The sequence below is a fragment of the Variovorax sp. P4_D9 genome, assembly GCF_056401695.1.
Window position 1 is genome coordinate 13,112 of sequence record NZ_JBFUIU010000012.1, and the last position, 24,896, is coordinate 38,007.

Consider the following 24,896-nt stretch of genomic DNA (forward strand, 5'->3'; position numbering starts at 1 on the left):
AGGGGAGGCCACCCGCACCGCGAGGCGCGGCCGGGCGGCGTGCTCGCCAGGTCAGGCGTTCAGCGGGAACATCGGCTCGACCTCGCGGAACTCGCGCGGGATGATCACCTTGATGTCGTTCTTGACCACCTGCGTCATCAGCGGCTGTGCGCCTTCGTTCTGGCCGTTGACGAACTTGGTCGGGCCGTACGGCATGATGTGATTCGAGAACGTGCTCTTCTCGAGCCCATCGATGATGGCGGCGCGCTCGCTCGACTTGGCACGCTCCAGCGCATCGGCCAGCAGGCCCATCGCGGTGTAGGTCATGAAGACCTCGTAGCTGAAGAACTGGCCCTGCGCCTCGACCCGCTTGCGCAGCTCCTGCGAGCGCTTGTCCTTCGGGTTGAACCAGTGGTTGCAGTCGATGATGCCGTTCGCCGCTTCCGGGAATTCCTTGACGAACTTGTAGCTCGACGCCGCACCGCCCAGCACCGAGAAGATCGCCTTCGGCCGCACCTTCTGCTGCTGCATGGTGCGCACCAGCAGCGCGTACTCGTTGTAGTAGTTGGCCGGGATCACGATATCGGGGCTAAGCGACTTCATGCGCAGCACGATGTTGTTGAAGTCGCGCGTCGGGTTGGCGTGCTTCACCACTTCCTTGACCTCGAAGCCGTAGCCCGGCAGCTCGCGCGCCAGCAGCGCCGCGGTGCCGGCGCCGAACAGCGACTCCTCGTGGATGATCATCACGGTCTTGGCCGGGTTGCCCGCGGCCTTGTTGAGCACCAGCAGGTTGGCCATCGCGACCTCGGTCGACTTCTTGTAGCCCGGACCGAAGCGGAAGGTGTTCTTGAGCCCGCGCTCGACGATCTGGTCGGCCACCCCGACGTCGACCACGTGCGGCAGGTTGTACTTGGCGGCGGCCTGCGTGGTGGCCAGACAGATCGCCGACGCGAAGGCGCCGACGATCGCCGAGACGCCGGCCTCGTTCATCTTCTCGACCTCGGCGGCGCCGGCCTGCGGCTGCGACTGCGCGTCGCCGAGCAGCGCCTCGATCTTGGCGCCGCCCAGCGACTTGATGCCACCGGCCTTGTTGATGTCCTCGATCGCCATCAGCGCACCGAGGCGGCACTGCTGGCCCGAGTAGGCGAGCGCACCGGTCACCGGATGCAGCACGCCGACCTTGATCGGCTTGGGCTGGGCACCGGCCACCAGCGGGAAGGCGATGGCCGAGGCCATGGCAGCGGAGTGCGACATGAAGCGGCGGCGGTCCTGGCGATCGAGGCGGTTTGGCATGGGGCTTTCCTTTTTCTTCAGTTGAACTGGGCTGACACGTCTTTGCTGACCCACACCTTGGCGTCGATGCTGCCGACTCTCGACAGTTGCATCTCGTAGGTGTAGCGATCGGGGCGGTAGAAGCCATGCAGCCACTGCACCGGGCGTTCGGCTTCGTCGTAGATGAGGCGGCGCACGGCCAGCAGGGCCGAGCCCACTGAGACTTCCAGATGCTCTGCAAGCACGTTGTCTGCCAGCCGCGCCGAAATGGTCTGGTGCGCGCGGCCGACTTTGACGCCCGATTCCTCGAGCAGCACCAGGATCGGCTTCTTCGCAAGTTCGCGGCGACCGAACTTGCGCGCGATGTCGTTCGGCACGTAGGTCGTGATGTGCGACAGCGGACCTTCGCGCGTCGAGCGCACGCGCACCGCCTTCTGCACCGCGTCGCCGAGCTGGAGCTGCAGCGCCTCGGCGACCAGCATGGAGGCCGGGATCGTCGCCACGTCGATCACCTTGACCGAGGTGTGCAGGCCCATCGTCACCAGGTTCTCGAGCAGGCCGCGCAGGTTGGCGCGGGCCATGCCGTCACCCGCGCGCGACTCGGCGCTAGGCGCCGGCGCAATCGGACGCGTGCGGCGGCCGGGGTTGCGCGAGATCAGGCCCTCGGACGACAACTGGCCGAGGGCCCGCCGGACCGTGACCCGCGCAACGCCGAACTGCTCCATCAGCGCCAGTTCGCCTGGCACGCCGTCGGCGAAGCACCCTTCCTCGAGCTGCTCGCGCAGCACCAGATAGATCTGGTGGTACTTCGGCAATGGCATCTGCGACATGCCCGCGATGGTTAAGCACTTCCATTGTTCTGTCAATGGGACATTTGAAGACGAATCGAAGCTTGTCCCGTCGGTCCTGCCCGACCTCGCTCAGGGCTCGCCGGCGATAGCCCGCGTCGAATCGCGCACCACCAACTCGGGCCGCAGCACCACCGTGAAGCTCGACAACGCCCTCCCCTCGATGCCGTCGAACAGCATCTCGGCCGCGCGCCAGCCGAGTTCGCGGTGCGGCAGCCGGATCGTGGTGAGCGGCGGATTGACCATGTCGACCAGCGGCATGTCGTTGTGGCCGGTGATCGAAATGTCCTGTGGCACCCGGATGCCGTGCCGGCGCAGCACGTCGTAAGCGCCAAGGGCCACGAGGTCGTTGCAGCAGACCACGGCCTGCGGGCGCGCGTGGCCTTCGAGCAGCTTCTGCATCGCGGCCCGGCCCGCCTCGCGGCTGTAGCCTTCGCACTCCTCGACGCAGGCCAGCTCGAGCCCGCGGTCGCGCAGCGCCTGCTCGACGCCCTGGCGACGGCCGACGCCGGTCGGCACGTTCTGCGGGCCGGCCAGGTGGGCGATGCGGCGGTGGCCCAGCGACACCAGGTGGTCGACCGCCAGCTTCATCGCCAGCCGGTCGTCGCTGACCACCGCCGGCAGGCGCCCGCTCTCGTCGGCACGGTTGACCAGCACCGCCTGCATGCCGGCCTTGGCGATGTAGTCGACCAGCGGATCGTCGCGCGTGGCGATCGCGAGCACCAGCCCGTCGACCCGCTGCGCCAGCATGCGCTCGACGATCGGGCGCGCCAGTGCCGGGTCCACGACATTGGTCACGAAGACGAAGTAGCCGCGCGCCGCCGCGCTGGCCTCGATGCCCTGGAGGATCGGCGGGAAGACCGGGTTGGTGATGTCGGGCACCAACACGCCGATTGTGTGGGTGCGCCCGGTGCGCAGCGCCGAGGCCGCGCGATTGGGCCGGTAGCCGAGCTTGCGCGCCGCCTCCTCGACCACCTTCAACACCTCGGCGCTGATCAGGCCCCGCTTGTCGGGATTGAGCGCGCGCGAGACCGTGGAGACGTGCACGCCGGCGGCCTGCGCGACATCGCGGATGGTGACCGTGGACGAGTGCCGGGGGTTCATTGGTGCAAACGATTTAATACTTCAAACCTGGCGATACGGGCATTTTCCCACGATGAAACTGTGGATATAGCGATTTTACTTTCTGGCGGAATCGAGGAATAATCTGCAAACGTTTGCATAAAGGCCGATGACCACCATGAACCTCGTCACCACACCCGAATCCGTGCTGCAGATCGCCGTCCAGGCGATGGAGCGCACGCCCGACCCGCGCCTTCGCAGCGTGATGGCCGCCCTGACTCGCCACCTGCACGCCTTCGTGCGTGAGGTCGAGTTGACTGAGGACGAGTTCGAGCGCGCGCTCGAATTCCTGGTCGCGATTGGCCAGGCCAGCGGCGAGACCAAGAACGAGGTGGTGCTGGCGGCCGACCTGCTGGGCGTGTCGACCCTGGTGGCGCTGCTCAACAACCAGGACCCGCAGGGCGAATCGCCGGCCGCGCTGCTGGGCCCGTTCTGGCGCGCGAATGCGCCGATCTGCGACTGCGGCGAAACCATCGCGCGCTCTGAAACGCAGGGCATTCCGCTCGAGGTCGCCGGCACGGTGCGGGACGACAAGTGCCGGCCGGTGGCCGACGCGACCATCGACGTCTGGCAGGCTTCGCCCGTCGGGCTCTACGAGAACCAGGACCCGGAACAGGAAGACATGAATCTGCGCGGCCGCTTCAAGACCGATGTCGAGGGCCGCTTCCACTTCCRCACCGTGCGCCCGGCCGGCTACCCGGTGCCGACCGACGGCCCCTGCGGCGACTTACTGCGGGCCCAGCTTCGGCATCCCAACCGGCCCGCGCACCTGCACTTCATGGTCAGCAAGCCGGGCCACAAGGTGCTCGTCACGCAAGTCTTCGCGGACGACGACGAGAACCTCGAAAGCGATCCGGTCTTCGGCGTGACGCGCCGGCTCATCGGCCGCTTCGAGCCGCAGCACGGCGGCCAGAACGCGACGCTGCAGTACGACTTCGTGCTGGAGCACGGGGAAATGAAGTTCCCGCGCGCACCGATTCCCTGAACACGCACCGATCGATGCGTCCTCACCTTTGGAAATCTCATGAGCTTTGATCCCACATCCCGACTGGACGGCAAGGTCGCCGTCATCACCGGCGGCCTCGGCGCCATCGGCTACGCGACAGCGCGCCGGCTCGCCGCCCTCGGCGCCAGCTGCGTGCTGCTGCATCGCAAGGCCGAGGACGCCGACGCCCGCGCCGCGGCCCTGCCCGGCAGCGGTGGCCAGCGCCATTCGGCCCTGCGCGCCGACATCGTCGACACCCCCAGCCTGCAGCGGGCCGCCGCCGAGGTGCAGGCAACCTACGGCCGATGCGACATCCTGGTCAACAGCGCCGGCCACACGCGGCCGGTGCCCGCCGCCGACCTCGACGCGCTAACCGACGAACTGATCGACGATCTGCTGCGCGCCAACTTTCGCGGCGTGTTCGCGACCATCCGCGCCTTCGCGCCGATGCTCAAGGCCAGCGGCGACAGCCTGGTGGTCAACGTCTCGTCGATCGCCGGCTTCACCGGCGTCGGCAGCAACCTGGCCTATGTCGCGGCCMAGGCCGGCCTCGACGTCGTCGGCGATGCGCWCGCCAAGGCCCTGGCACCGGCGGTGCGCGTGGTCTCGGTGTCGCCGGGCGCCGTCGAATCGGGCTTCGTTCCCGGTCGCGGCGCCGAATTCGCCGACAAGATGGCCGCCACCACGCCGCTCGGCCGCATCGGCCAGCCCGAGGACGTCGCCGCCACAGTGGAAGCGCTGGCGACCACGCTGCGCTTCGTCACCGGCACCCGCATCGTGGTCGATGGGGGGCGGCACCTGTGAACACCAAGACGCTCATCACCTGCGCCGTCACGGGCAATCTCGTGAAGCCCGAGCAGACGCCGCACCTGCCGATCACGCCGGCGCAGATCGCCGACGAATGCCTGGCCGCGGCCGAGGCCGGAGCCGGCCAGGTCCACATCCATGTGCGCGACCCCGAGAGCGGCAAGCCGTCGATGCAGGTCGAGCTCTACCGCGACGTCGTCGACCGCATCCGCCGACGGAATCGCGAGCTGATCATCAACCTGACCACCGGCCCGGGCGGCCGCTTCATCCCTAGCGAGGACGACCCGAGGGTCGCCGCGCCGGGCAGCACGCTGCTGGCGCCCGAGAAGCGGGTCGAGCACATCGCGCTGATCCGGCCCGACGTCTGCTCGCTGGACCTCAACACGATGAACTCGGGGCCCGACGTGGTCATCAACACGCCAAAGAACGTGCGCCGCATGGCCCGCGTGATCCGCGAAGCGGGCGTCAAGCCCGAGCTCGAGATCTTCGACTCCGGCGACATCCACATGGCGCTCGACCTGATCGCCGACGGCACGCTCGAAGGCCCCGCCATGTGGACCCTGGTGCTGGGCGTCAAGTACGGCTTCATGCCGACGCCGCAGACCGTGCTGTATGCGCGCGACATGCTGCCGCGCGGCGCCTTCTGGAGCGCCTTCGGTATCGGCCGCATGGAGTTCCCGATCGTCGCCCAGGCCTGGCTGCTGGGCGGCCATGTGCGGGTCGRCATGGAAGACAACATCTACCTCGAGAAGGGCGTGCTGGCCGAGAGCAACGCGCAGCTGGTCGCCAAGGCCAGGGCCATCATCGAGGGCCTCGGCGGCGAGGTGGCCTCGGCGCGCGAGGCGCGTGCGATGCTGGGACTGGAAGGGGGCCGGGCATGAGCGTCGCGACTGTGAGCGCCCGCGCCTTGAGGCTCGCCGACAAGGCCGCCGACCTGGCCGGACTGCAGCTCGAAGCCACGCCGCAGCCCGAGCCGGTCGCCAAGCCCGGCTTCGCGGTGGTGCGGGTCGGCGCCGCGGCGGTCAATCCAAGCGACGTCAAGGCGGCCCTCGGCCTGATGCCGCAAGCCGCGTGGCCGCGCACGCCCGGACGCGACTTCGCCGGCGTGGTGGTCGACGGCCCGAACGACTGGATCGGGCGCGAGGTCTACGGCTCCGGTGGCGACATCGGCATCACGCGCGACGGCTCGCATGCGCGCTTCCTGGTGCTGCCGGTGGCTGCGCTGCGCGACCGGCCGCTCAGCATCTCGATGGACGAGGCGGGTGCGGTCGGCGTGCCCTTCGTCACGGCCTACGAAGGCTTCCGACGCAGCGGCATGCCGCAGCCCGGACAGACCGTGCTGGTGCTCGGCGCCAACGGCAAGGTCGGCCAGGCGGCGGTGCAGCTGGCGGCCCAGGCCGGCGCGCGCGTGATCGCGGTGCAGCGGCGCCCGGGCCCGTTCGAGGGCTTCGCGAGCGCGCCGGTCGAGGTGGTCGACGCCACCCAGGGCGACATCGCGGCGCGGGTGCGCGAGCTCACGGACGGGCGCGGCGTCGACATCGCCTACAACACGGTAGGCAGCGCCTACTTCGAGGCCGCTAACAAGGGGATGGGCAAGGGCGCGACGCAGATCCTGATCTCGACCCAGGACCGCGCGGTGCCCTTCGACATTTTCGCCTTCTACCGTGGCATGCACACCTATGTCGGCGTCGATTCGCTGGCGCTGGACTGCATCGCGGCCACCGCCCAACTCGACGCGATGCGCGAAGGCTTCGAGCGCGGGACGCTGAAGCCCTTCCCGGTGGCGCGCGCCTTCACGCTCGACCAGGCACTCGAAGCCTACCGGCTGGTGCTCTCGGGCAGCACCGACCGCGTCGTGCTGCGGCCTTGAGGAGACGCCATGCACCTGACCCGATTCGACCAGGCGCCGGCCTACGAGGCGCCGAACCATTTCGACATGCGCTGCCTGCGGCTGCAGGGCAAGGAGGCCGGGCCGTCGACGCAGATGTGGATGGGGATGAGCCAGATCCTGCCGGGCGGCCACACCACGCTCGACGGCTCCCCGATCGAGAAGCTCTACCTCGTGCTCGAGGGCCGCCTGACCGTGGTCTCCGAGTTCGATGGCCGGCAAGAAGAGCAGGAGCTCGGCCCCTACGACAGCTGCCGCTTCGCGCCCGGCGAGAAGCGGCAGTTGCTGAACCGCAGCCAACGCCCGGTGCTGGTGGCGCTGGTCATGGCCAACGCCCCACCGCCGGGCTGAACGGGCATCGATCCCTTTCGTCGTTCTTCCTCATCCACACGATTCCAACCGAGACAACAATATGACGACATTCTTCCTCGCCCGCCGCCAGTTGCTGGCCGCTGCCATGGCCCTGTGCGCCTTCCCGGCCGCCCGGGCCCAGGGCGACTGGCCGCGCGGCCAGACGATCCGGATGGTGGTGCCCTTCACGGCCGGCAGCGGCACCGACATCGTGGCCCGGCTGGTGGCCGAGCGGCTCGGGCCCGCGCTCGGCACCAGCGTCATCATCGACAACAAGCCCGGCGCCGGCGGCACGCTCGGCGCGGCCCAGGTCGCCAAGGCGGCGCCCGATGGCTACACGCTGCTGGTCCATTCGGCGGGGCACCTGGTGAACCCGTCGATCTATCCGGGCCTCTCGTACGACACGCTGAAGGACTTCGCCGGCGTCACGCCGCTGGCCAGCCTGCCCAACGTGCTGGTCGCCCCTCCCAATCGCTTCGCCGACGTCAAGGACCTGGTCGCGCAAGTCAAGGCCAAGCCCGGCAGCTTCAACTACGCCTCGGCGGGCAATGGATCGGCGACCCACATGAACGCCGAGGTGTTCCGCCTCGCCGCCGGCCTGCAGGCCCAGCACGTGCCCTTCCGCGGCACGCCGGAAGCGATGACCGAAGTGATGGGTGGACGGGTCGACTGGTTCTTCGCGCCGATGGTGTCGGCGCTGCCGCTGATCAAGGACGGGCGCCTGAAGGCGCTGGCGGTCGGTACGGCCAAGCGCTCGTCGGTGATGCCGCAGGTGCCGACCACGGTCGAGGCCGGCGTGCCGGGCTCCGAGTACCTGTTCTGGGTCGGCCTGTTCGCGCCGGCCAAGACGCCGAAGCCAGTGGTCGACCGGCTGCAGGCCGAGGTGGCGAAGATCATGACGGCACCCGACCTGAAGGAGCGGCTCGACAAGCTCGGCGCCGAGCCCTTCACTATGCCGTCGGCGGAGTTCGACAAGTTCCTGGCCGACGAGACCGCCAAGGCCCAGCAGGTGGTCCGGGCGGCCGGAATCAAGGTCGACTGAGGCGCCGCCCTCAGAGCTTGAAGGGCACCACTTCCTGGCGCTGCTCGCCGAGGCCCTCGATGCCGAGCGTCATCACGTCGCCCTTTTTCAAGAACACCGGCTCCGGCTTCATGCCCATGCCGACGCCCGGCGGGGTGCCGGTGGTGATGATGTCGCCCGGCTCCAGCGTGTTGAGCTGGCTCACATAGCTCACCAGCTTGGCGACGTTGAAGATCATCGTCTTGGTGCTGCCGGTCTGCACGCGCTTGCCGTTGAGGTCGAGCCACATCGCGAGCTTCTGCGGGTTGGGCACTTCGTCGCGCGTGACCAGCCAGGGGCCGATCGGGCCGAAGGTGTCGAAGCCCTTGCCCTTGTCCCAGGTCAGGCCGCGCTCGAGCTGCCACTCGCGCTCGCTGACATCGTTGATGACGCAGAAGCCCGCCACGAAATTGAGCGCATCCTTCTGCGAGACCCAGCGCGCGCGGGTCCCGATCACCACGCCGAGCTCGACCTCCCAGTCGCCCTTGACCGAGCCCTTGGGCAGCATCACGGGGTCGTTCGGTCCCTGGATGCAGCTGACGGCCTTGGTGAACACCACCGGCTCCTTCGGGATCGGCATGCCCGATTCGGCGGCATGGTCGGCGTAGTTGAGGCCGATGGCAATGAACTTGCCGACCTTGGCCACCGGGCAGCCGTAGCGCGGCTTGCCGCGCACCAGCGGAAGCTTGTCGACCTTGAGCGTGCGCAGCTTGGCCAGCGCAGCGTCGCCGAGCTGGTCGGGACCGATGTCGCCGACCACCGCGCTCAGGTCGCGCAGCTTGCCGTCGGCATCGATGAGCCCAGGCTTCTCCTTGCCGGGGTTGCCATAGCGAACGAGTTTCATGAAAGTCCTTTCTTGTGGAATCAGTAAGTGGAGCGACCGCCCGAGAGGTCGAAGGTCGCGCCGGTGGAAAAAGAGCAATCTTCGGTGCAAAGCCAGGCCACCATCGCGGCCACCTCCTCCACCGTGCCGAAACGCCCCACCGGGATCTTCGACAGCATGAACGCGATGTGATCGGGCGTCATCTGGTCGAAGATCGCGGTCTTGACCGCGGCCGGCGTCACGCAGTTGACGCGGATGCCGGTGTCGGCGAGTTCTTTGCCGAGCGACTTGGTCAGCGCGATCACACCGGCCTTGCTCGCGCTGTAGGCGCTGGCGTTGGGGTTGCCTTCCTTGCCCGCGACCGAGGCGATGTTGACGATGCGGCCGTAGCCCTGGCTGCGCATCTGACCAACGACCTCGCGGCAGCAGATGAAGAGGCCGGTCAGGTTGACTTCCATGACCTGGCGCCAGGCATCGACCGGATAGTCCCAGAGCCGCGTGTTGGGTCCCGTGATGCCGGCGCTGTTGACCAGCGCGTCGATCCGCCCGGCCTGCGCCAGCGTGGCCGCCACGACCTTGGCCACCGAGGGCTGCTGCGTGACGTCGACCGTCAGCGCGTAGGCCTTGGCACCGAGCGCCCAGGCCGCCTTGGTGGCCGCCTCGCCGTCGCGGTCCCACACCGTGACACTGCCGCCCGAGGCCAGCAGCCGCTTGGCGATGGCGAAGCCGAGCCCGGTGGCGCCGCCGGTGACGACCGCATGCCGGCCGTTGAAGTCGAGCTGGTTCATATCATGATGCCGCCATCGACCGTGAAGGCCTGGCCGGTCGCGAAGACGGACTCGTCGCTGGCCAGGAACACCACCACCGGGGCGATCTCCTCGGCCCGCGCGAGCCGGCCCATCGGCTGCCGCGCGATGAAGGCACGACGCGCCTCCTCGGGGTCGGCATTGGCGTTGATGCGGTCGCCGAGCGAGGGCGTGTCGACCGTGCCGGGGCAGACCGCATTGCAGCGGATGCCCTGGGTGACGTAGTCGGCGGCGACGCTCTTGGTGAGCCCGAGCACCGCCGCCTTGGTGGTGCCGTAGACGAAGCGGTTCGGCAGGCCCTTCATGCTGGAGCAGACGCTCGCCATGTTGATGATGCTGCCGCGGCCGGCCGCGAGCATGCCCGGCAGCACCGCCTGGATGGTCCAGAACTGGGCCCGCACATTGAGGTTGAAGGCGAACTCGAGGTCGGCGTCGGCAGCGTCGAGCACGCTGCCGTTGTGCACCACGCCGGCGCAGTTGAAGAGCACGTCGAGCGTCGGCAGCGTCTTCACCAGCGACGCGATGGCACCCTTGTCGAGCACGTCGAGCTTCGCGGTCTTGACGTTGGCGACGCCGGTAAAGCGCTCGAGCAGTTTTTCGTTGACGTCGGTGGCCCACACTTGCGCGCCCTCGGCCGCGAGTGCGAGCACGCTCGCATGGCCAATGCCCTGTCCGGCCGCGGTGATGAGCGCGGTCTTGCCCTGGAGTCTCATGGGATGTCCTGTTCTCGAAGCTGGTGGCGATGGTGATGCAGYCAAGCCGCGCCGCCTTCAGGGTTWCGCCCGATGGCTCGGCTTCGGTGCCGATCGTATTCTGAATTGGCCTTACCACTTGTCCAATTCAGGACAACCCTTAACCCCTCCCCTCGAAGCCCCACGTGCCGCTGCAAACTGTCGAGCCCCAGCGCCTCTATCGGCAGATCGCCGACCAGCTGCGGGCGCTGATCGTGCAGGGCGAGTTCGCGGTCGGCGCGCGGCTGCCGGCCGAGCGCGATCTGGCCAAGCAGCTCGGCGTCAGCCGGCCCTCGGTGCGCGAAGCCCTGATCGCGCTCGAGGTCGAGGGCTGGGTCGAGGTGCGCACCGGCTCGGGCGTCTACGTGCTCGACCGCTCGCACCGGGCCGCGGCACCCGTGGCGGCAGCCGAATGGGGCCCGCTCGAGCTCATCCGCGCGCGCCGCGTGGTCGAGGGCGAGACCGCTGCAATGGCGGCCGCGCTCGGCAAGCGCCGCGACTTCGATGCGATGTCGCGCGCGATCGAGACCATGCGCGAGATGGCCGACCGCAACGTGATGCCGCTCGAGGGCGACCGGGCATTCCATCTCGCGATCGTCGAGGCCTGCGGCAACGTGGTGCTATCGGAAACGGTGCAGGGCTTCTGGGATTCGCGCAACGGGCCGATCTTCACGCGGCTCGGCGGCTACTTCGAGAACGTGAAGTCCTGGCGCTGCGCGATCGCCGAGCACGAGGCCATCCGCGACGCTATCGCCGCCCGCGACGCCGACGCCGCCCGCCGCGCGATGCACGCGCACATGGACAAGTCGCACCAGCGATTCAGCGCGAGCTGGCGCCGCGCGAAGGCCTCCTGATCCCCGCCAAGTCAGCCTTTCTTTCCCAACCACAACGGAGACAAATCGATGACCAGCAAACGCTTCGCCCTCAAGACCTTCGCCGCCTGCGCCATCGCGGCCAGTGCGCTCGGCGCCTTCGGCCTCACCCAGGCCCAGACCAAGCTCAAATGGGCCCACGTCTACGAGACCTCCGAGCCCTTCCACAAGTATTCGGTCTGGGCCGCCGAGGAGATCAAGAAGCGCACCAACGGCAAGTACGAGATCCAGGTCTTCCCGGCCTCCAGCCTGGGCAAGGAGTCGGACATCAACCAGGGCCTGACGCTGGGCACAGTCGACATCATCCTGACCGGCGCGAGCTTCGCGGGCAACACCTACAAGCCGCTGGCCGTGACCTACTTCCCGTTCATCTTCCGGGATTCCGAGCACCTGCTGAAATATGGCAAGAGCGATGTCTTCAAGGAACTCGCAAAGGGCTACGACGACAAGAGCGGCAACCACATCACGGCGCTCAACTACTACGGCGCACGCCAGGTGACCTCGACCGCGGCCAAGCCGGTGGCGAAGCCGGAAGACATGAAGGGCCTGAAGATCCGCGTGCCCGACGCGCCGGCCTACCTGGCCTTCCCGAAATCGCTGGGCGCCAACCCGACGCCGATCGCCTTCGCCGAGGTCTACCTGGCGCTGCAGAACGGCACCGTCGATGCGCAAGAGAATCCGCTGCCGACGATCGAGGCCAAGAAGTTCTTCGAGGTGCAGAAGAACATCTCGCTGACCGGCCACATCATCGACTCGCTGCTCACCGTGGTCTCGGGCCAGACCTGGGAGAAGCTCTCGGCCGACGACAAGAAGATCTTCACGGAGGTGATGCAGGAGGCCGCCGAGAAGACCGGCCGCGAGATCATCGCCTCCGAGGCCCGCCTCACCGAGGAGTTCAAGAACAAGGGCAACAACGTCATCACGGTCGACAAGAACGCCTTCCGCGAGGCGGTGCTCAAGAGCACCAAGCCGACCGACCACGGCTACCGCCAGCAGGACTACGACCGCATCCTCGCGATCAAGTAAGGCGCATCGATGACCGAGCAGAAGATCATCGACGACGAAGGCCACTTCCATGCGGAAGACGAAGTGGTCGACCTCTCCGACACCATCGCCGAGGGCTGGATCGCACTGGCGCTGTTCTGGCTGCTCGGCCTCACGGTGTTCTACCAGTTCGTCACACGCTACGTGATGAACGACTCCGCGGCCTGGACCGAAGAGCTTGCGCGCTACATGCTGATCGGCGTGGTCTTCATCGGCGCGGCAATCGGCGTCTCGAAGAACAATCAGATACAGGTCGACTTCTTCTACCGCCACATGCCCCGGGCGATGGGCCTGTGGATGTCGAAGGCGGTCGACCTGGTGCGGATCGCCTTCTTCGCCGGCGCCGTGGTCATGACGGTACAGATGATGCTCAAGATCGGCAGCCGCACGCGCATGACCATCGTCGACCTGCCGATGAACATCGTCTACGGCCTCTGCCTGTTCGGCTTCGCCGCGATGGCCTGGCGCTCGGTGCAGGTGGCGCGCATCCACTGGCGGCGCGGCTACAGCGTGCTCGAGCGCCCCGAATCCACCCTGTCCGACCACTGAGGCCGAAGCCCCATGCTCAAGATCTTCTTCCTGGTCTTCATGGCCGGCGGCATCCCGGTCGCGATCGCGATGGCCGGCGCCTCGCTGGCCTACATCATGATGTCGGGCGGCCTGCCACCCTTCGTCGTGATCCACCGCATGGTCAGCGGCATCGACAGCTTCCCGCTGCTGGCCGTGCCCTTCTTCATCCTGGCCGGCAACCTGATGAACAACGCCGGCATCACGACCCGCATCTACAACTTCGCGCTGGCGCTGGTGGGCTGGCTCAAGGGCGGACTCGGCCACGTCAACGTGCTGGGCTCGGTGATCTTCGCCGGCATGAGCGGCACCGCGATCGCCGACGCCGCGGGCCTCGGCACGATCGAGATCAAGGCCATGAAGGAGCACGGCTACGACACCGAGTTCGCGGTCGGCGTCACGGCCGCCTCGGCCACGCTCGGGCCGATCATTCCGCCCAGYCTGCCCTTCGTGATCTACGGGATGATGGCCAACGTGTCGGTCGGCGCGTTGTTCCTGGCCGGCATCCTGCCGGGCGCGATGATGGCGATCCTGATGATGCTCACGGTGGCTTACTACGCCCACAAGAACAAGTGGGGCGGCGACGTCAAGTTTTCGAGCACGCGGCTGTTCAAGGCGCTCAGCGAGCTGGCCGTCGTGATCGGCTGGCCACTCCTGATGTGGGTCGCGATCACCTGGCTCGGCACGCCGCCGCAGATCACGGTCTTCGCCGGGCTGGCCGCGCTGTTCGTGCTCGACCGCATCTTCCGCTTCGAGGCGCTGCTGCCGATCATGACGCCGGTGCTGCTGATCGGCGGCATGACCACCGGGCTCTTCACGCCGACCGAGGGCGCGATCGCGGCCTGCGTCTGGGCCATGATCCTCGGCTTCGCCTGGTACCGCACGCTGTCCTGGAAGATGTTCGTCAAGGTCTGCCTCGACACCATCGAGACCACGTCGACCGTGCTCTTCATCGTCGCCGCCGCCTCGATCTTCGGGTGGATGCTGACCGCCACCGGCGTAACCGCCGAAATCGCGAGCTGGGTGCTGGGCTTCACCGACAAGGCCTGGGTCTTCCTGCTGCTGGCCAACCTGCTGATGCTGTTCGTCGGCTGCTTCCTGGAGCCGACCGCGGCGATCACGATCCTGGTGCCGATCCTGCTGCCGATCRCCACCCACCTGGGCATCGATCCGATCCACTTCGGACTGGTGATGGTGCTCAACCTCATGATCGGCCTGCTGCATCCGCCGATGGGCATGGTGCTGTTCGTGCTCGCACGGGTGGCGGGCCTGAGCTTCGAGCGCACCACCATGGCGATCYTGCCCTGGCTGGTGCCGCTGCTGCTGAGCCTGGCCATCATCACCTACATGCCGTCGCTGGTACTGTGGCTGCCGAAAATGTTTTTCTGAGCACCCGACGCGCAAGACAAAGGAAACACACGATGAACCCCTTCATTCGACTCCATCCCGCCGACGATGTCGTCATCGCGCGCGGTCAGCTGGTCGGCGGCACGCCGGTCGAGGGCGTCACCGCGCGCGGCCTGATCCCGCCCGGCCACAAGATCGCGGTGCGCGCCATCGCCGAGGGCGAGCCGGTGCGCCGCTACAACCAGATCATCGGCTTCGCGAGCAAGCCGATCGCGCCCGGCGAGCACGTCCACACGCACAACCTCGACATGGGCCCCGACAAGGGCCACTTCGAGCGCGACTACGCCTTCGGCGCCGACGTGAAAGCGCCGCCACCGAAACGCGAGACCACCTTCATGGGCATCAAGCGCGCCGACGGCCGCGTCGCCACCCGCAACTACATCGGCGTGCTGACCAGCGTCAACTGCTCGGCCACCGCGGCCCGCGCGATCGCCGACCACTTCTCGCGCAAGACCAACCCGGCGGCGCTGGCCGACTACCCGAACGTCGACGGCGTGGTCGCGCTGACTCACGGCACCGGCTGCGGCATGGACACCGGCGGCATGGGCATGCAGCTGCTCGAGCGCACGCTCACGGGCTACGCCACGCACCCCAACTTCGCGGCCGTGCTGGTGGTCGGCCTGGGCTGCGAGGCCAACCAGATCAACGCCTGGCTCGCCACCGGCCACCTGAGCGAGGGCGAGAACTTCCGCGTCTTCAACATCCAGGACACTGGCGGCACGCGCAAGACAGTCGAGAAGGGCGTGGCGCTGATCAACGAGATGCTGCCGCGCGCCAACGCCGTGAAGCGCGAGCCGCTGAGCGCGTCGCACATCACGATCGGGCTGCAGTGCGGCGGCTCGGACGGCTATTCGGGCATCAGCGCCAACCCGGCGCTGGGCGCCGCGGTCGACCTGCTGGTGGCGCACGGCGGCACCGCGATCCTGTCGGAGACGCCCGAGGTCTACGGCGCCGAGCACCTGCTGACGCGCCGTGCCGTGCGGCGCGAGGTCGGCGAGAAGCTGGTCGAGCGCATCCGCTGGTGGGAGCACTACACCGCCATCAACGAGGGCGAGATGAACAACAACCCCTCGCCCGGCAACAAGGCCGGCGGGCTCACGACCATCCTCGAGAAATCGCTCGGTGCGGTGGCCAAGGGCGGCACCAGCAACCTCGAGGCGGTGTACGAGTACGCCGAGCCCGTGACCGCGCACGGCTTCGTCTACATGGACACGCCGGGCTACGACCCGGTCAGCGCGACCGGCCAGGTGGCGGGCGGCGCCAACATCATCTGCTTCACCACCGGCCGCGGGTCGGCCTACGGCTGCGCGCCCTCGCCTTCGCTCAAGCTGGCCACCAATTCGGYGCTGTGGCAGCGGCAGGAAGAAGACATGGACATCAACTGCGGCGAGATCGTCGAGGGCACGGTGTCAATCCAGGAGATGGGCCAGCGAATCTTCGAGCTAGTGCTGGCGACCGCTTCAGGCGAGGCGTCGAAGAGCGAACGCCACGGCTACGGGCAGAACGAGTTCGTGCCCTGGCAAGTCGGCGCGGTGATGTAGCGCCATGGCCTCATCCAATCAAGCGCCTTTCGGCACGCTCGACGGCACCGGCATCGAGAAACTCGATCCGCGCTTCAACCGCCTGGTACCCGGCCCCGAGAAGGTCGAGCGGCTATGGACCGGCGCCCGCTGGTGCGAAGGGCCGGCCTGGTTCGGCGCCCATCGCACGCTGGTCTGGTCCGACATCCCGAACAACCGCATGCTGCGGCTCGACGAGCGCAACGGCACGGTCGCGGTGTTCCGCGAGCCGGCCGACAACTCGAACGGCAACACGGTCGACCGGCAAGGCCGGCTGGTGACCTGCGAGCACCTGACGCGGCGCGTGACGCGCACCGAGCACGACGGCAGCGTCACGGTGCTGGCTTCGCACTGGCAGGACAAGCGCCTCAATTCGCCCAACGACGTCGTGGTGCATTCCGACGGCGGCATCTGGTTCACCGACCCGAGCTACGGCATCCTGACCGACTACGAAGGCTTGAGCGCCAAGAGCGAGATCGGCGCCTGCAACGTCTACCGCATCGATCCTGCGAGCGGCGCGGTCGAACTCGTCGCCGACGATTTCGTCAAGCCCAACGGGCTGGCCTTCTCGCCCGATGAATCGATGCTCTACATCGCCGACACCGGCGCCAGCCATGCGGACGACGGGCCGCGCCACATTCGCCGCTTCGCGGTCTCGCGCAATGGCCGGGGGCTGGGCGACGGCAGCCTGTTCGCGGAATGCACGCGCGGCCTGTTCGACGGCTTCCGGCTCGACACCCAGGGCCGCATCTGGACCAGCGCCAACGATGGCGTGCATGTCTACGATCCCGATGGCAGCCTGATCGGCAAGATCCTGCTGCCCGAGCGCGTGGCCAACGTCTGCTTCGGCGGCCCGAAGCGCAACCGCCTCTTCATCTGCGCCACGAGTTCGCTCTACGCCATCACCGTCAACGCCAAGGGAGTTTGATTCACATGTCGCAAACGCTGCAACCCGTCTTCCTGCGAACCCAGGTCGCCCGCATCCTCGAAGCGGGCGGCAGCACGCCGGCCGAGGCCGGACAGGTCGCCGCCAACCTGGTGCTCGCCAACCTCAGCGGCCACGATTCGCATGGCGTCGGCATGCTGCCGCGCTATGTCGATGCAGTGGCCGAAGGCGGGCTGGTCCCCAACGCTGCCGTCAAGATCAACCTGGACACCGGCGCCATGCTGGCGCTCGACGGCCAGCACGGCTACGGGCAGATCGTCGGCGTGCAGGCGATGGAACTCGGCATCGCGCGGGCCCGGCAGCACGGCAGCTGCATCCTGTCGCTGGCCAGCGCGCACCACCTCGGACGCATCGGCCACTTCGCCGAAATGGCGGTGGCCGAGGGGCTGGTGGCGATGCATTTCGTCAACGTGCTGTCGCGCCCGGTGGTCGCACCCTGGGGCGGCGGCGACGGCCGCTTCGGCACCAATCCGTGCTGCATCGGCGTGCCGCTCGCCGGGGCCGAGCCCTTCATCCTCGACTTCGCGACCAGCCGCGTGGCGCAGGGCAAGATGCGGGTGGCCTATAACAAGGGCGAGCGCGTGGCGCCGGGCCACCTGATCGACGAGCACGGCGCACCGACCGACGACCCCGGCGTGGTGGTCGTGCCGCAGAGCAACGGCTTGTTCGGCGCCCTGATGACCTTCGGCGAGCACAAGGGCTACGGCATGGCCGTGGCCTGCGAACTGCTCGGCGGCGCGCTGACCGGCGGTGGCACCTGGCACCGGCCGGCCGACACTGCGCGTACCGTGCTCAACGGCATGCTGGTGGTGCTGATCGACCCGGCGAAGCTCGGCACGCAGGCGAGCTTCGAACAGGAGGCCAAGGCCTTCGTCGACTGGCTGCGCCAGAGTCCGGCGGGCGCCGGCTTCGACGCGGTGCAGATTGCGGGCGAGCCCGAGCGAAAGGCCCGCGCGACTCGCGAACGCGAGGGCATCTGGCTCGACGACGCGACCTGGGGAGAAATCGTGGAGGCGGGGCGCAAGGTCGGGCTCACGGTCGCCTGAGCACGGCGACCACCAACTGTTTCAACGTCGTCGCGGCGGGGCCGCGGGCTTGCGCTATGGTTTCCCCAACCATTCTCGAACACAAGGAGCCGACATGAACCCCTTCCGACAACGTTTCATGCGCGTCAGCGCGATCGCCCTGCTGCTGGGCATCGCGTGCTTCGCGCAGGCCCAGTCGCTCGACATGCTCAAGGGCCTGGCGGGCGGCGCGACCGGCTCGATGGCCTCGGGCAGCATCGGCAACGCGGCGGGCGTTATCGAGTACTGCCTCAAGAACAACTACCTGAGCGCCGACGGCGCCTCGGGCATCAAGGACCAGCTGATGGGCAAGATCCCGGGACCCAAGCCGGCCTCGGACCCCGGCTACGTCGACGGCTCGCAAGGCATCCTGACCGGCACCGACGGCAAGAAAATGGACCTGACCGGCGGCGGCCTGAAGCAGGAAGTCACGCGCAAGGCCTGCGACTTCGTGCTCAAGCAGGCCAAGGGCATGCTTTAGGCCGACTCAGGCGATGTCGAAGCGGTCGAGATTCATCACCTTGGTCCACGCCGCCACGAAGTCGTCGACGAACTTCTGCTGCGCGTCCGAGCTGGCGTAGACCTCGGCGAGGGCGCGCAGCTGCGCGTAAGAGCCGAAGACCAGGTCGACCCGAGTCGCGGTCCACTTGAGTTCGCCGGTCTTGCAGTCGCGTCCTTCGAACTGGTCCTTGGCGTCCGAGACCGACTTCCATTCCGTGCCCATGTCGAGCAGGTTGACGAAGAAGTCGTTGCTCAAGGTGCCCGGCTTCTGGGTGAAGACGCCGTGCCGGGCCTGCCCGAAGTTGGCATCGAGCACGCGCAGGCCACCGACGAGCACCGTCATCTTGGGTGCCGTCAGCGTCAGCAGCTGCGCCTTGTCGACCAGCAGCGCCTCCGCGGGCACGCTGTAGCGCGCTTTCACGTAGTTGCGGAAGCCATCCGCATGCGGTTCCAGCGGCACGAAGGAGGCACGTCGGTTTGCCCCTGCGAAGCGTCCGCGCGCCCCGGCGCGAAGGGCACCTTGACCTCGCGGCCGGCGTCGCGGGCCGCTTTCTCCACGCCCACGCCACCGGCCAGGACGATCAAGTCGGCGAGAGACCGCTTCTTGCCGCCGGTCTGCGCGGCATTGAATTCGCTGCGGATGCTCTCGAGCGCCTGCAGGACCTTGGCCAGTTGCTCCGGCTGATTGACGGCCCAATCCTTCTGCGACGCCAGACGGATCCGCGCGCCGTTTGCGCCGCCCCGCTTGTCGGAGCCACGGAAGGTGGGAAGCCGACGCCCAGGCCGTGGAGACGAGCTGCGCCGGGGTGAGGCCCGAGGCCAGCACTTTCTTCTTGAGGGACTCGACATCCTGCGCGTCGACCAGGGGTACCTGCAGAAGAACCCATCTGGCAGGACCCGATTCCAGCGCTCGACCATTACCTCCGGCCCGAGGTAGCGGGCGCGCGGCCCCATGTCACGGTGGGTGAGCTTGAAGCAGGCGCGCGCGAAGGCATCGGCGAACTGGTCGGGGCTCTCCATGAAGCGCCGCGAGATCTCGGCCGGGTCGGCGTGGTGATCCAGGTCACTTCGAGGCCGCTGGTGATCGTGTCGCCACCCTTGCCGCTGCCGAAGCTGTTCTTCTAGCTCTAGCACGAGGCCCTGGCCTCGAGATCGGCCGCCTCGGGCTCGTGCGAGACATGGGTCGCCGGGGGGCGCGCCATGGGTCTTGCCGAAGGTGTGGCCGCCGCCGATCAGCGCCACGGTCTCCTCGTTGTCCATCGCCATGCGAGCGAAGGTGTCGCCGATGTCGTAGGCCGCGGCGATCGGATCGGGGTTGCCGACCGGACCTTCGGGATTGACGTAGATCAGCCCCTGCACGGCGCCGAGCGGGTTCTCCAGCTTCCGGCTGTGCTCGTCGCCGTCCGCATCGTCATCGGTGACGAGCACCCCGCCTTCCTTCTCGACGCCTTCCGAGCCGTGGGCGAGCGCAGGTCGCCGCCGAGCCAGGTCGTCTCGCGACCCCAGTACACATCCTGGTCCGGCTCCCACACATCGTCATAGGGCAACAGGCTCGCTCATGCAGTGCTAAGTTTCCCGAGGCACACTAGCTCGCCAAGCGAAACCAGACCCGACGATCCCGACCATAAGAACAAAGTTATTCATATTTAGGAACAGTAAGAAGAAAGCTGCAAATTGAATGCATCGCGTGAAGGGCGGGTCCTGTGGCTGACCGGTTTGTCCGGTGCAGGCAAAACGACGATCGCCCAGAACCTGCAAGCCAAGATGCAGACACGCGGGATCGCCGCGGCGATCCTAGACGGCGACGAAGTCCGCCGCGGCCTGAGCCAAGGGCTCGGATTCAGCGATGCAGATCGATGCGAGAACATCCGGCGAATTGCCGAGGTGGCTCATCTGCTGAGCAGTCAAGGGCTCATCGTGATYGTGGCGGCGATCGCGCCCTTGATCAGGCACAGGGGATTGGCGCGCCAGATCATCGGCGCAGCCTACCGCGAGGTCTATGTAAAGGCATCGCTTTCCGATTGTGAACGGCGCGATGTCAAAGGCCTGTATGCGCGCGCGCGTCGCGGGCAGGTGGCAAAGTTCACCGGCGTGAGCGATCCCTATGAGCTGCCGTCGAATCCCGATTTGCTGATCGATACGTCCAGACACGATGCGGACGAGGCAGCTGAACTCTTGATGCCCCTTCTCACCATTTTCAGCAAGACAGGACTTGCAGCGAGGCAGTCGCCATGAAGAATCATCTGCTGATCGCCGGTACTGGCCGTGCGGGCACGACGTTTCTTGTCCAATACCTCGCAGCGTGCGGACTGGACACGCAGCTTGCACGCGAGGGCCATCACGCCTACGACGAAGCCGCCAATGCGGGCTTGGAAGACATGCTCATCGGCCAGCCCGATGCGCCCTATGTGTGCAAGTCGCCCTGGCTGTACGAATACATCGAGCGCGTGCTCGCCGATGAAGGCCTGGTCATCGATGCAGTCGTCGTTCCGATGCGCAGCCTCGTCGAGGCCGCGACCAGCCGCGTCGTCAATGAGATGCGCGCTCGATATGCCAGCGCGATGCCTGATGATTGCAAGCAGTGGGCATCGTGGGCCATGACCCCGGGTGGGGTGGTCTATTCGCTCAACCCGATCGATCAGGCGCGACTCCTTGCGCTTGGATTCCACGAACTGATGCATGCGCTGGTCAAGCGCAACATTCCCGTCGTGTTTCTCGACTTTCCTCGCTTCGTCGAAGATCACGACTATCTTTACGAATCACTCGGCTCGATCGTTCGGCACAAGATCGACCGCCCGACTGCCTCGGAGGTGCATTCCCGTCTGGCCGCGCCTGACAAGGTCCGAATCGGCAGGGAAATCGCCGATGGCGCCGAAGAGCGCCCGACTCTCATCGACAGTCGACCGCAAGGCATCGCCTTCCCCCCACTGGCAGCGCTCGATCGCATCGCGTTGATGCGCGAACTGGGCAAGCGGGGCACGGCCCTGGACGCCGCACGGCAGGATCTGGGCCAGAGAGCCGCTACGTTGGACGCCGCAAGGGACGAACTGGAAAAAACGAGAGCAGAACTCATCGAATCGCGTGGCCAGATCGCTAGGCATTTGGCGGAGGCCGGCAGGTTGCAGGAAGAACTGCGCAAGGCCGAGACAGCGCTGAAGGCAACGACGGGCGAATTGGACAGGATGAACGAGCGCATCGACCATGCCGAGCGCCAGCGGGACGCACTCGAAGCCTCGACCTCTTGGCGTATCACTGCGCCGTTGCGCGCGTTGTCAGGACGTCTGCGACTGCCGGCGCGGCGCTGATTCGATCGGCGCCGACGTCAGCACGCCCCTCAATGCAGGAGCATCAGCGCCACCGCGGCATCCAGATGCTCCGACGGCGGGCGCCGGAAGCCCGAGCGTGCGAAGCGCTGCAGCCGCCCGACCACGAAAGCCGTCAGCGCCGAAGCCCGCACCTGCGCATCGACGCTCGGCGTCGCCGAGCCGTCGACCGCCGCCGAGTCGCGCAGGGACTGGCGCAGAGTCGCCTCGATCTTGTCGAAGAACTGGTTCATGCGGCTTTGCAAGCGCTCGTTCTCGAACACCAGCGCATCGCCCACCATGACGCGGGTCATGCCCGGGTTCTTCTCGGCGAACTGCACCAGCATCGCGACGATGCGCGCCGCCTGCTCGTGGCCGGGGGCGTCGCGCTCGACGATCTGGTTCACCAGCGTGAACACGCTCTGCTCGATGAAGTCGATCAAACCCTCGAACATCTGCGCCTTGCTGGCGAAATGGCGATAGAGCGCAGCCTCGCTGACTTCGAGCCTGGCGGCCAGTGCCGCCGTGGTCACACGTTCGGCGCCCGGCTGCTCAAGCATGGCTGCCAGGGCCTGGAGGATCTGCACGCGCCGTTCGCCTGGCTTGGGGCGTTTGCGCACCGGTGCGGCCAGCGGTTCTGAACTGCTTGTGGCGCCAGCGGCGCTCGGCTCGTCGTTCTGCATGTGCGCGTGCAAAATGTAAAAAAATGATTCTCGCACAGGGACGTTAGCGCGCGCCAACCGGACAACCCCTGCCTGTCGCGGAAAATAGACAGCTATGTTTCAAACCAGGGACAAGTACAAGATGCACAAGACCATTCTCGTCACTGGTGGGGCCGGATTCATCGGCAGCCATACGTGCGTGGCGCTGGCCGCCGCCGGCTACGCGCCGCTGATACTCGACAACCTCGACAACCTCGGCAACCTCGGCAACAGCGACATTCGTGTGCTCGACCGGCTGACGCGCATCAGCGGCAAGTCGCCGCGCTTCATCGAAGGCGACGTGCGCGACCGCGCGTTGCCGGACCGGCTGTTCGCCGAACAGCCGATCGCCGGCGTGATCCATTTCGGAAGCCAGTCGGCGATTCGGTGGCCGACCCGATCAGCTACCGGACAAGCTAATTGTCGCCAACCATGACCGGCGATGTCGTCATACATTGCGAGCGATTGGCGCAGTACGAACAGATGCTCATCGCGCCAGTTACCGGGCAGTGCCTTGGTGATCTCTTCGGCGCTGGCCTTCACGCGGCGGTTGCGGTGCCGGGCCAGCGTCTTGGGTCTCGTTCGCCAACCACGATGTCGCGGATGTTCAACTGACCGGTCATACCCAGAGTATTGACATCGCCCTGGCCGAGGCCGGTCGTGACGGCGAAGTACGCCATCTGGGTTGACCTTGTGGACGTCCAGACCCGCGTAGACAGTGGGCGCGGTGGTGGTAGATTGACTCATGCCCCGTGCCTTCGCGAGGGACTGCGCAGCGGCCCAGCTACCGCCCATACCGATCCCCCCTGCCGAGAAGGGCGACGAGTGCCGTCCTTCTGGGCGCCGCGCTGACCGGACCTCTACCGGGTCAGGATCGCGCAGAACTCGTTGCGGTTGAACAGCGTCGGGTAGACAGCGACGGGGCGCAGCGCAATGTGGCCCCGGAGGTGCAGCAGCGTGCAGATCGACTCGAAGCTCTCCGGCGTGAACTGCCATGCGTGAGTGTCCACGTACCGCCCGTCGGCCGCCTCGTAAGTCGCAACTGCTTCCTCCAGGCATTCCGGATGGCTCTCGACGGCCGGCGCGCCATGATCGCCTGCCCAGTGCCTGAAGTGGTCGTTGTGGGTCAGGAGCGCATTGTGCGAAATGATGCTCCGTAGATCGTGCCGCGTTCGGCGTTCGGTGTAGGCCGTGAAGACATCCCCGATGGTCGATTCGGGCCGGAAGTGGTCGAAGCAATAGCGCTTGTCGGGCGCGATCACGAAGTACGAGCCGCCTGGCTCGAGCAGCTTCGCGACGGTCTGGAGGTGCCCCACCAGGTCCGGCTGGTGCTCGATGCAATGGCTGCTGAACACCGTTTCGAACCGATCACTGATCGCTTCCAGCGGCGTTTCGGTCAGCAGGTAGTGGATCGTCGGACACAGAGCGGGATCCATCCCATGGTGGGCGGCGATGGCCTTGATCGTTTCGGCGGACATGACGTCGGCGTACCGCACGTGAGTGCCCGAGAGCGTAGGCCTCGCAAATGGGCCAATTTCAAGCGCCAGCCCCTCCTTCGGAATCAGCGTCAGGAAGCTTTCGCGCGCGGCGCCAGCATAGGGGATTCGGCCCTCGGCCCGGCCATATTCCTGGTAGTGGGCAGCCAGCGTCGCGTCATCAAAGCTGGCAAGGTCCGGGTACTGAGTTCTGTAAAAGACTGGATCAACCGTCGGTATTCCCTTCGGTGCGATCGGCTGTTGCTGCATTCGTGGCCCTCCGAAGCAAGACCGCCAATTGTGCCTCGGCTACTTCAGCCAGATCTCGATCAGCGGCCGGACATCGGAGGCGTGGCCATCAGCGATTCCTGCCGGCTCCTGACCTTCAGCGCGCACGCTCCGAGTAGCTCTGCGACGGGAGGGGCTGGCTGATCTGCGGCGCAAGCGGCGGGGCTGGGCACAAGATCGCGACGGGTGGCTCTGGCGATGGCGCCGCGCAGCCGCTCAAGTTCAGAGCGAGCACCAGCAGCAGCATCGCGTTTTCAGCAGTCACTGCATCGAGCATCAACCTGATCTGGTCACGCACCTACGGGCAGTAAGCTCGCTCCTCGAAGAAGACGGCTCGTACTACCTTGTGTGCCAAGACAAGCGCTTTTGCTTCAATCACTTATTACCGGACACAACGATCGCTTACGTCCCAGCCGTACATGGACGCCCCCGGTTTGCCAAGCTCTCAATTCATGACGGCTTCGGACTTTGGTTGCGGGCTTTTTGGAACCGCTGTCC

At 66.9% G+C, this 24,896-nt stretch carries 24 protein-coding genes and 3 pseudogenes; 17 read left to right on the forward strand and 10 right to left on the reverse strand.

From position 1 onward, the window contains the following. Positions 1-51: 51 nt before the first annotated feature. The 3 genes from AC1DY5_RS02660 to AC1DY5_RS02670 form a co-directional block, all read right to left on the reverse strand. On the reverse strand, positions 52-1,272 hold the full coding sequence (locus tag AC1DY5_RS02660; RefSeq protein WP_478108170.1) for an ABC transporter substrate-binding protein: 1,221 nt from the start codon (positions 1,270-1,272) through the stop codon (positions 52-54). A 17-nt stretch (positions 1,273-1,289) separates the two neighbouring features. Continuing rightward, positions 1,290-2,072, reverse strand: a complete 783-nt coding sequence (locus AC1DY5_RS02665) for a GntR family transcriptional regulator (protein ID WP_478108228.1) — start codon at positions 2,070-2,072, stop codon at positions 1,290-1,292. 99 nt (positions 2,073-2,171) lie between these two features. Continuing rightward, positions 2,172-3,203: a LacI family DNA-binding transcriptional regulator gene (locus AC1DY5_RS02670; protein WP_478108172.1), complete on the reverse strand. Its 1,032-nt coding sequence runs from the start codon at positions 3,201-3,203 to the stop codon at positions 2,172-2,174. A 136-nt stretch (positions 3,204-3,339) separates the two neighbouring features. On the opposite strand from AC1DY5_RS02670, the gene AC1DY5_RS02675 reads away from it, so the two are divergent. The 6 genes from AC1DY5_RS02675 (at position 3,340) to AC1DY5_RS02700 (ending at position 8,294) form a co-directional block, all read left to right on the forward strand. Next, positions 3,340-4,206, forward strand: coding sequence for a dioxygenase family protein (locus AC1DY5_RS02675; protein ID WP_478108174.1), 867 nt, complete (start codon positions 3,340-3,342; stop codon positions 4,204-4,206). Between the two features lie 39 nt (positions 4,207-4,245). Next, positions 4,246-5,010, forward strand: a complete 765-nt coding sequence (locus tag AC1DY5_RS02680; RefSeq protein ID WP_478108176.1) for an SDR family NAD(P)-dependent oxidoreductase — start codon at positions 4,246-4,248, stop codon at positions 5,008-5,010. Further along, a complete protein-coding gene (locus AC1DY5_RS02685; protein ID WP_478108178.1) occupies positions 5,007-5,894 on the forward strand; it encodes a beta-keto acid cleavage family enzyme in 888 nt (295 codons plus the stop codon). Before AC1DY5_RS02680 ends, AC1DY5_RS02685 begins: the two co-directional genes overlap by 4 nt. Beyond that, complete coding sequence (locus AC1DY5_RS02690; protein ID WP_478108182.1) at positions 5,891-6,883, forward strand: quinone oxidoreductase family protein; 993 nt, start codon at positions 5,891-5,893, stop codon at positions 6,881-6,883. The genes AC1DY5_RS02685 and AC1DY5_RS02690 overlap by 4 nt, the downstream gene beginning before the upstream one ends. Positions 6,884-6,892: 9 nt before the next feature. Beyond that, complete coding sequence (locus AC1DY5_RS02695; RefSeq protein ID WP_478108184.1) at positions 6,893-7,252, forward strand: cupin domain-containing protein; 360 nt, start codon at positions 6,893-6,895, stop codon at positions 7,250-7,252. A 61-nt stretch (positions 7,253-7,313) separates the two neighbouring features. Then, entirely contained in the window at positions 7,314-8,294 is a 981-nt protein-coding gene (locus AC1DY5_RS02700; protein WP_478108186.1) for a tripartite tricarboxylate transporter substrate binding protein, read from the forward strand. Positions 8,295-8,304: 10 nt separating this feature from the next. Here AC1DY5_RS02700 and AC1DY5_RS02705 read toward each other — a convergent pair whose 3' ends face one another. The 3 genes from AC1DY5_RS02705 to AC1DY5_RS02715 are packed head-to-tail and all read right to left on the reverse strand — an operon-like array spanning position 8,305 to position 10,654. After that, a complete protein-coding gene (locus AC1DY5_RS02705; RefSeq protein ID WP_478108188.1) occupies positions 8,305-9,156 on the reverse strand; it encodes a fumarylacetoacetate hydrolase family protein in 852 nt (283 codons plus the stop codon). A 20-nt stretch (positions 9,157-9,176) separates the two neighbouring features. Then, positions 9,177-9,923 (reverse strand): SDR family NAD(P)-dependent oxidoreductase, encoded by a 747-nt coding sequence (locus AC1DY5_RS02710; RefSeq protein WP_478108189.1) that lies wholly within the window; start codon positions 9,921-9,923, stop codon positions 9,177-9,179. Further along, complete coding sequence (locus AC1DY5_RS02715) at positions 9,920-10,654, reverse strand: SDR family oxidoreductase (RefSeq protein ID WP_478108193.1); 735 nt, start codon at positions 10,652-10,654, stop codon at positions 9,920-9,922. The genes AC1DY5_RS02710 and AC1DY5_RS02715 overlap by 4 nt, the downstream gene beginning before the upstream one ends. Positions 10,655-10,818: 164 nt before the next feature. Between AC1DY5_RS02715 and AC1DY5_RS02720 the strand changes: the two genes are divergently transcribed. From AC1DY5_RS02720 to AC1DY5_RS02755, 8 genes are all read left to right on the forward strand, one after another. Beyond that, positions 10,819-11,526 carry a FadR/GntR family transcriptional regulator gene (locus tag AC1DY5_RS02720; protein WP_478108195.1) on the forward strand — a complete coding sequence of 236 codons (708 nt, stop codon included), beginning with the start codon at positions 10,819-10,821 and terminating at the stop codon, positions 11,524-11,526. A gap of 48 nt (positions 11,527-11,574) precedes the next feature. After that, a complete protein-coding gene (locus tag AC1DY5_RS02725; RefSeq protein WP_478108198.1) occupies positions 11,575-12,570 on the forward strand; it encodes a sialic acid TRAP transporter substrate-binding protein SiaP in 996 nt (331 codons plus the stop codon). 9 nt (positions 12,571-12,579) lie between these two features. Beyond that, complete coding sequence (locus AC1DY5_RS02730; protein ID WP_478108201.1) at positions 12,580-13,137, forward strand: TRAP transporter small permease; 558 nt, start codon at positions 12,580-12,582, stop codon at positions 13,135-13,137. Positions 13,138-13,149: 12 nt separating this feature from the next. Continuing rightward, entirely contained in the window at positions 13,150-14,544 is a 1,395-nt protein-coding gene (locus tag AC1DY5_RS02735; protein WP_478108204.1) for a TRAP transporter large permease, read from the forward strand. 32 nt (positions 14,545-14,576) lie between these two features. Continuing rightward, positions 14,577-16,103 (forward strand): UxaA family hydrolase, encoded by a 1,527-nt coding sequence (locus AC1DY5_RS02740; protein WP_478108208.1) that lies wholly within the window; start codon positions 14,577-14,579, stop codon positions 16,101-16,103. Positions 16,104-16,107: 4 nt separating this feature from the next. Then, positions 16,108-17,049: an SMP-30/gluconolactonase/LRE family protein gene (locus tag AC1DY5_RS02745; protein WP_478108211.1), complete on the forward strand. Its 942-nt coding sequence runs from the start codon at positions 16,108-16,110 to the stop codon at positions 17,047-17,049. A 5-nt stretch (positions 17,050-17,054) separates the two neighbouring features. Next, on the forward strand, positions 17,055-18,113 hold the full coding sequence (locus AC1DY5_RS02750) for a malate/lactate/ureidoglycolate dehydrogenase (protein WP_478108215.1): 1,059 nt from the start codon (positions 17,055-17,057) through the stop codon (positions 18,111-18,113). Between the two features lie 94 nt (positions 18,114-18,207). After that, entirely contained in the window at positions 18,208-18,612 is a 405-nt protein-coding gene (locus tag AC1DY5_RS02755; protein ID WP_478108218.1) for a YjjA family protein, read from the forward strand. A 6-nt stretch (positions 18,613-18,618) separates the two neighbouring features. Here the strand turns inward: AC1DY5_RS02755 and AC1DY5_RS02760 are convergent. Beyond that, positions 18,619-20,167, reverse strand: a pseudogene (locus tag AC1DY5_RS02760) (peroxidase family protein); the annotation flags it as partial. 139 nt (positions 20,168-20,306) lie between these two features. Between AC1DY5_RS02760 and cysC the strand changes: the two are divergent. Continuing rightward, positions 20,307-20,867, forward strand: a complete 561-nt coding sequence (gene cysC / locus AC1DY5_RS02765; RefSeq protein WP_478108220.1) for an adenylyl-sulfate kinase — start codon at positions 20,307-20,309, stop codon at positions 20,865-20,867. 143 nt (positions 20,868-21,010) lie between these two features. Beyond that, positions 21,011-21,937: a hypothetical protein gene (locus AC1DY5_RS02770; RefSeq protein WP_478108221.1), complete on the forward strand. Its 927-nt coding sequence runs from the start codon at positions 21,011-21,013 to the stop codon at positions 21,935-21,937. A 29-nt stretch (positions 21,938-21,966) separates the two neighbouring features. Here the strand turns inward: AC1DY5_RS02770 and slmA are convergent, their stop codons facing one another. Next, entirely contained in the window at positions 21,967-22,617 is a 651-nt protein-coding gene (gene slmA, locus AC1DY5_RS02775; protein ID WP_478108223.1) for a nucleoid occlusion factor SlmA, read from the reverse strand. Between the two features lie 121 nt (positions 22,618-22,738). Here slmA and AC1DY5_RS02780 point away from each other — a divergent pair. After that, positions 22,739-23,043 (forward strand): annotated as a pseudogene (locus AC1DY5_RS02780) (NAD-dependent epimerase/dehydratase family protein); the annotation flags it as partial. Between the two features lie 24 nt (positions 23,044-23,067). On the opposite strand, the pseudogene AC1DY5_RS02785 reads toward AC1DY5_RS02780, so the two are convergent. Then, positions 23,068-23,270 (reverse strand): annotated as a pseudogene (locus tag AC1DY5_RS02785) (IS110 family transposase); the annotation flags it as partial. Between the two features lie 225 nt (positions 23,271-23,495). Continuing rightward, positions 23,496-24,380 carry a hypothetical protein gene (locus AC1DY5_RS02790; protein WP_478108225.1) on the reverse strand — a complete coding sequence of 295 codons (885 nt, stop codon included), beginning with the start codon at positions 24,378-24,380 and terminating at the stop codon, positions 23,496-23,498. Positions 24,381-24,896 lie beyond the last annotated feature (516 nt).

Coding starts and splice junctions, on each gene's coding strand:
- AC1DY5_RS02745 (WP_478108211.1), top strand. CDS start 16,108: ATGGCCTCATCCAATCAAGCGCCTTTCGGCACGCTCGACGGCACCGGC.
- slmA (WP_478108223.1), bottom strand. CDS start 22,617: ATGCAGAACGACGAGCCGAGCGCCGCTGGCGCCACAAGCAGTTCAGAA.
- AC1DY5_RS02710 (WP_478108189.1), bottom strand. CDS start 9,923: ATGAACCAGCTCGACTTCAACGGCCGGCATGCGGTCGTCACCGGCGGC.
- AC1DY5_RS02790 (WP_478108225.1), bottom strand. CDS start 24,380: ATGCAGCAACAGCCGATCGCACCGAAGGGAATACCGACGGTTGATCCA.
- AC1DY5_RS02755 (WP_478108218.1), top strand. CDS start 18,208: ATGAACCCCTTCCGACAACGTTTCATGCGCGTCAGCGCGATCGCCCTG.
- AC1DY5_RS02715 (WP_478108193.1), bottom strand. CDS start 10,654: ATGAGACTCCAGGGCAAGACCGCGCTCATCACCGCGGCCGGACAGGGC.
- AC1DY5_RS02730 (WP_478108201.1), top strand. CDS start 12,580: ATGACCGAGCAGAAGATCATCGACGACGAAGGCCACTTCCATGCGGAA.
- AC1DY5_RS02750 (WP_478108215.1), top strand. CDS start 17,055: ATGTCGCAAACGCTGCAACCCGTCTTCCTGCGAACCCAGGTCGCCCGC.
- AC1DY5_RS02690 (WP_478108182.1), top strand. CDS start 5,891: ATGAGCGTCGCGACTGTGAGCGCCCGCGCCTTGAGGCTCGCCGACAAG.
- AC1DY5_RS02660 (WP_478108170.1), bottom strand. CDS start 1,272: ATGCCAAACCGCCTCGATCGCCAGGACCGCCGCCGCTTCATGTCGCAC.
- AC1DY5_RS02700 (WP_478108186.1), top strand. CDS start 7,314: ATGACGACATTCTTCCTCGCCCGCCGCCAGTTGCTGGCCGCTGCCATG.
- AC1DY5_RS02665 (WP_478108228.1), bottom strand. CDS start 2,072: ATGCCATTGCCGAAGTACCACCAGATCTATCTGGTGCTGCGCGAGCAG.
- AC1DY5_RS02770 (WP_478108221.1), top strand. CDS start 21,011: ATGCTCATCGGCCAGCCCGATGCGCCCTATGTGTGCAAGTCGCCCTGG.
- AC1DY5_RS02670 (WP_478108172.1), bottom strand. CDS start 3,203: ATGAACCCCCGGCACTCGTCCACGGTCACCATCCGCGATGTCGCGCAG.
- AC1DY5_RS02725 (WP_478108198.1), top strand. CDS start 11,575: ATGACCAGCAAACGCTTCGCCCTCAAGACCTTCGCCGCCTGCGCCATC.
- AC1DY5_RS02705 (WP_478108188.1), bottom strand. CDS start 9,156: ATGAAACTCGTTCGCTATGGCAACCCCGGCAAGGAGAAGCCTGGGCTC.
- AC1DY5_RS02695 (WP_478108184.1), top strand. CDS start 6,893: ATGCACCTGACCCGATTCGACCAGGCGCCGGCCTACGAGGCGCCGAAC.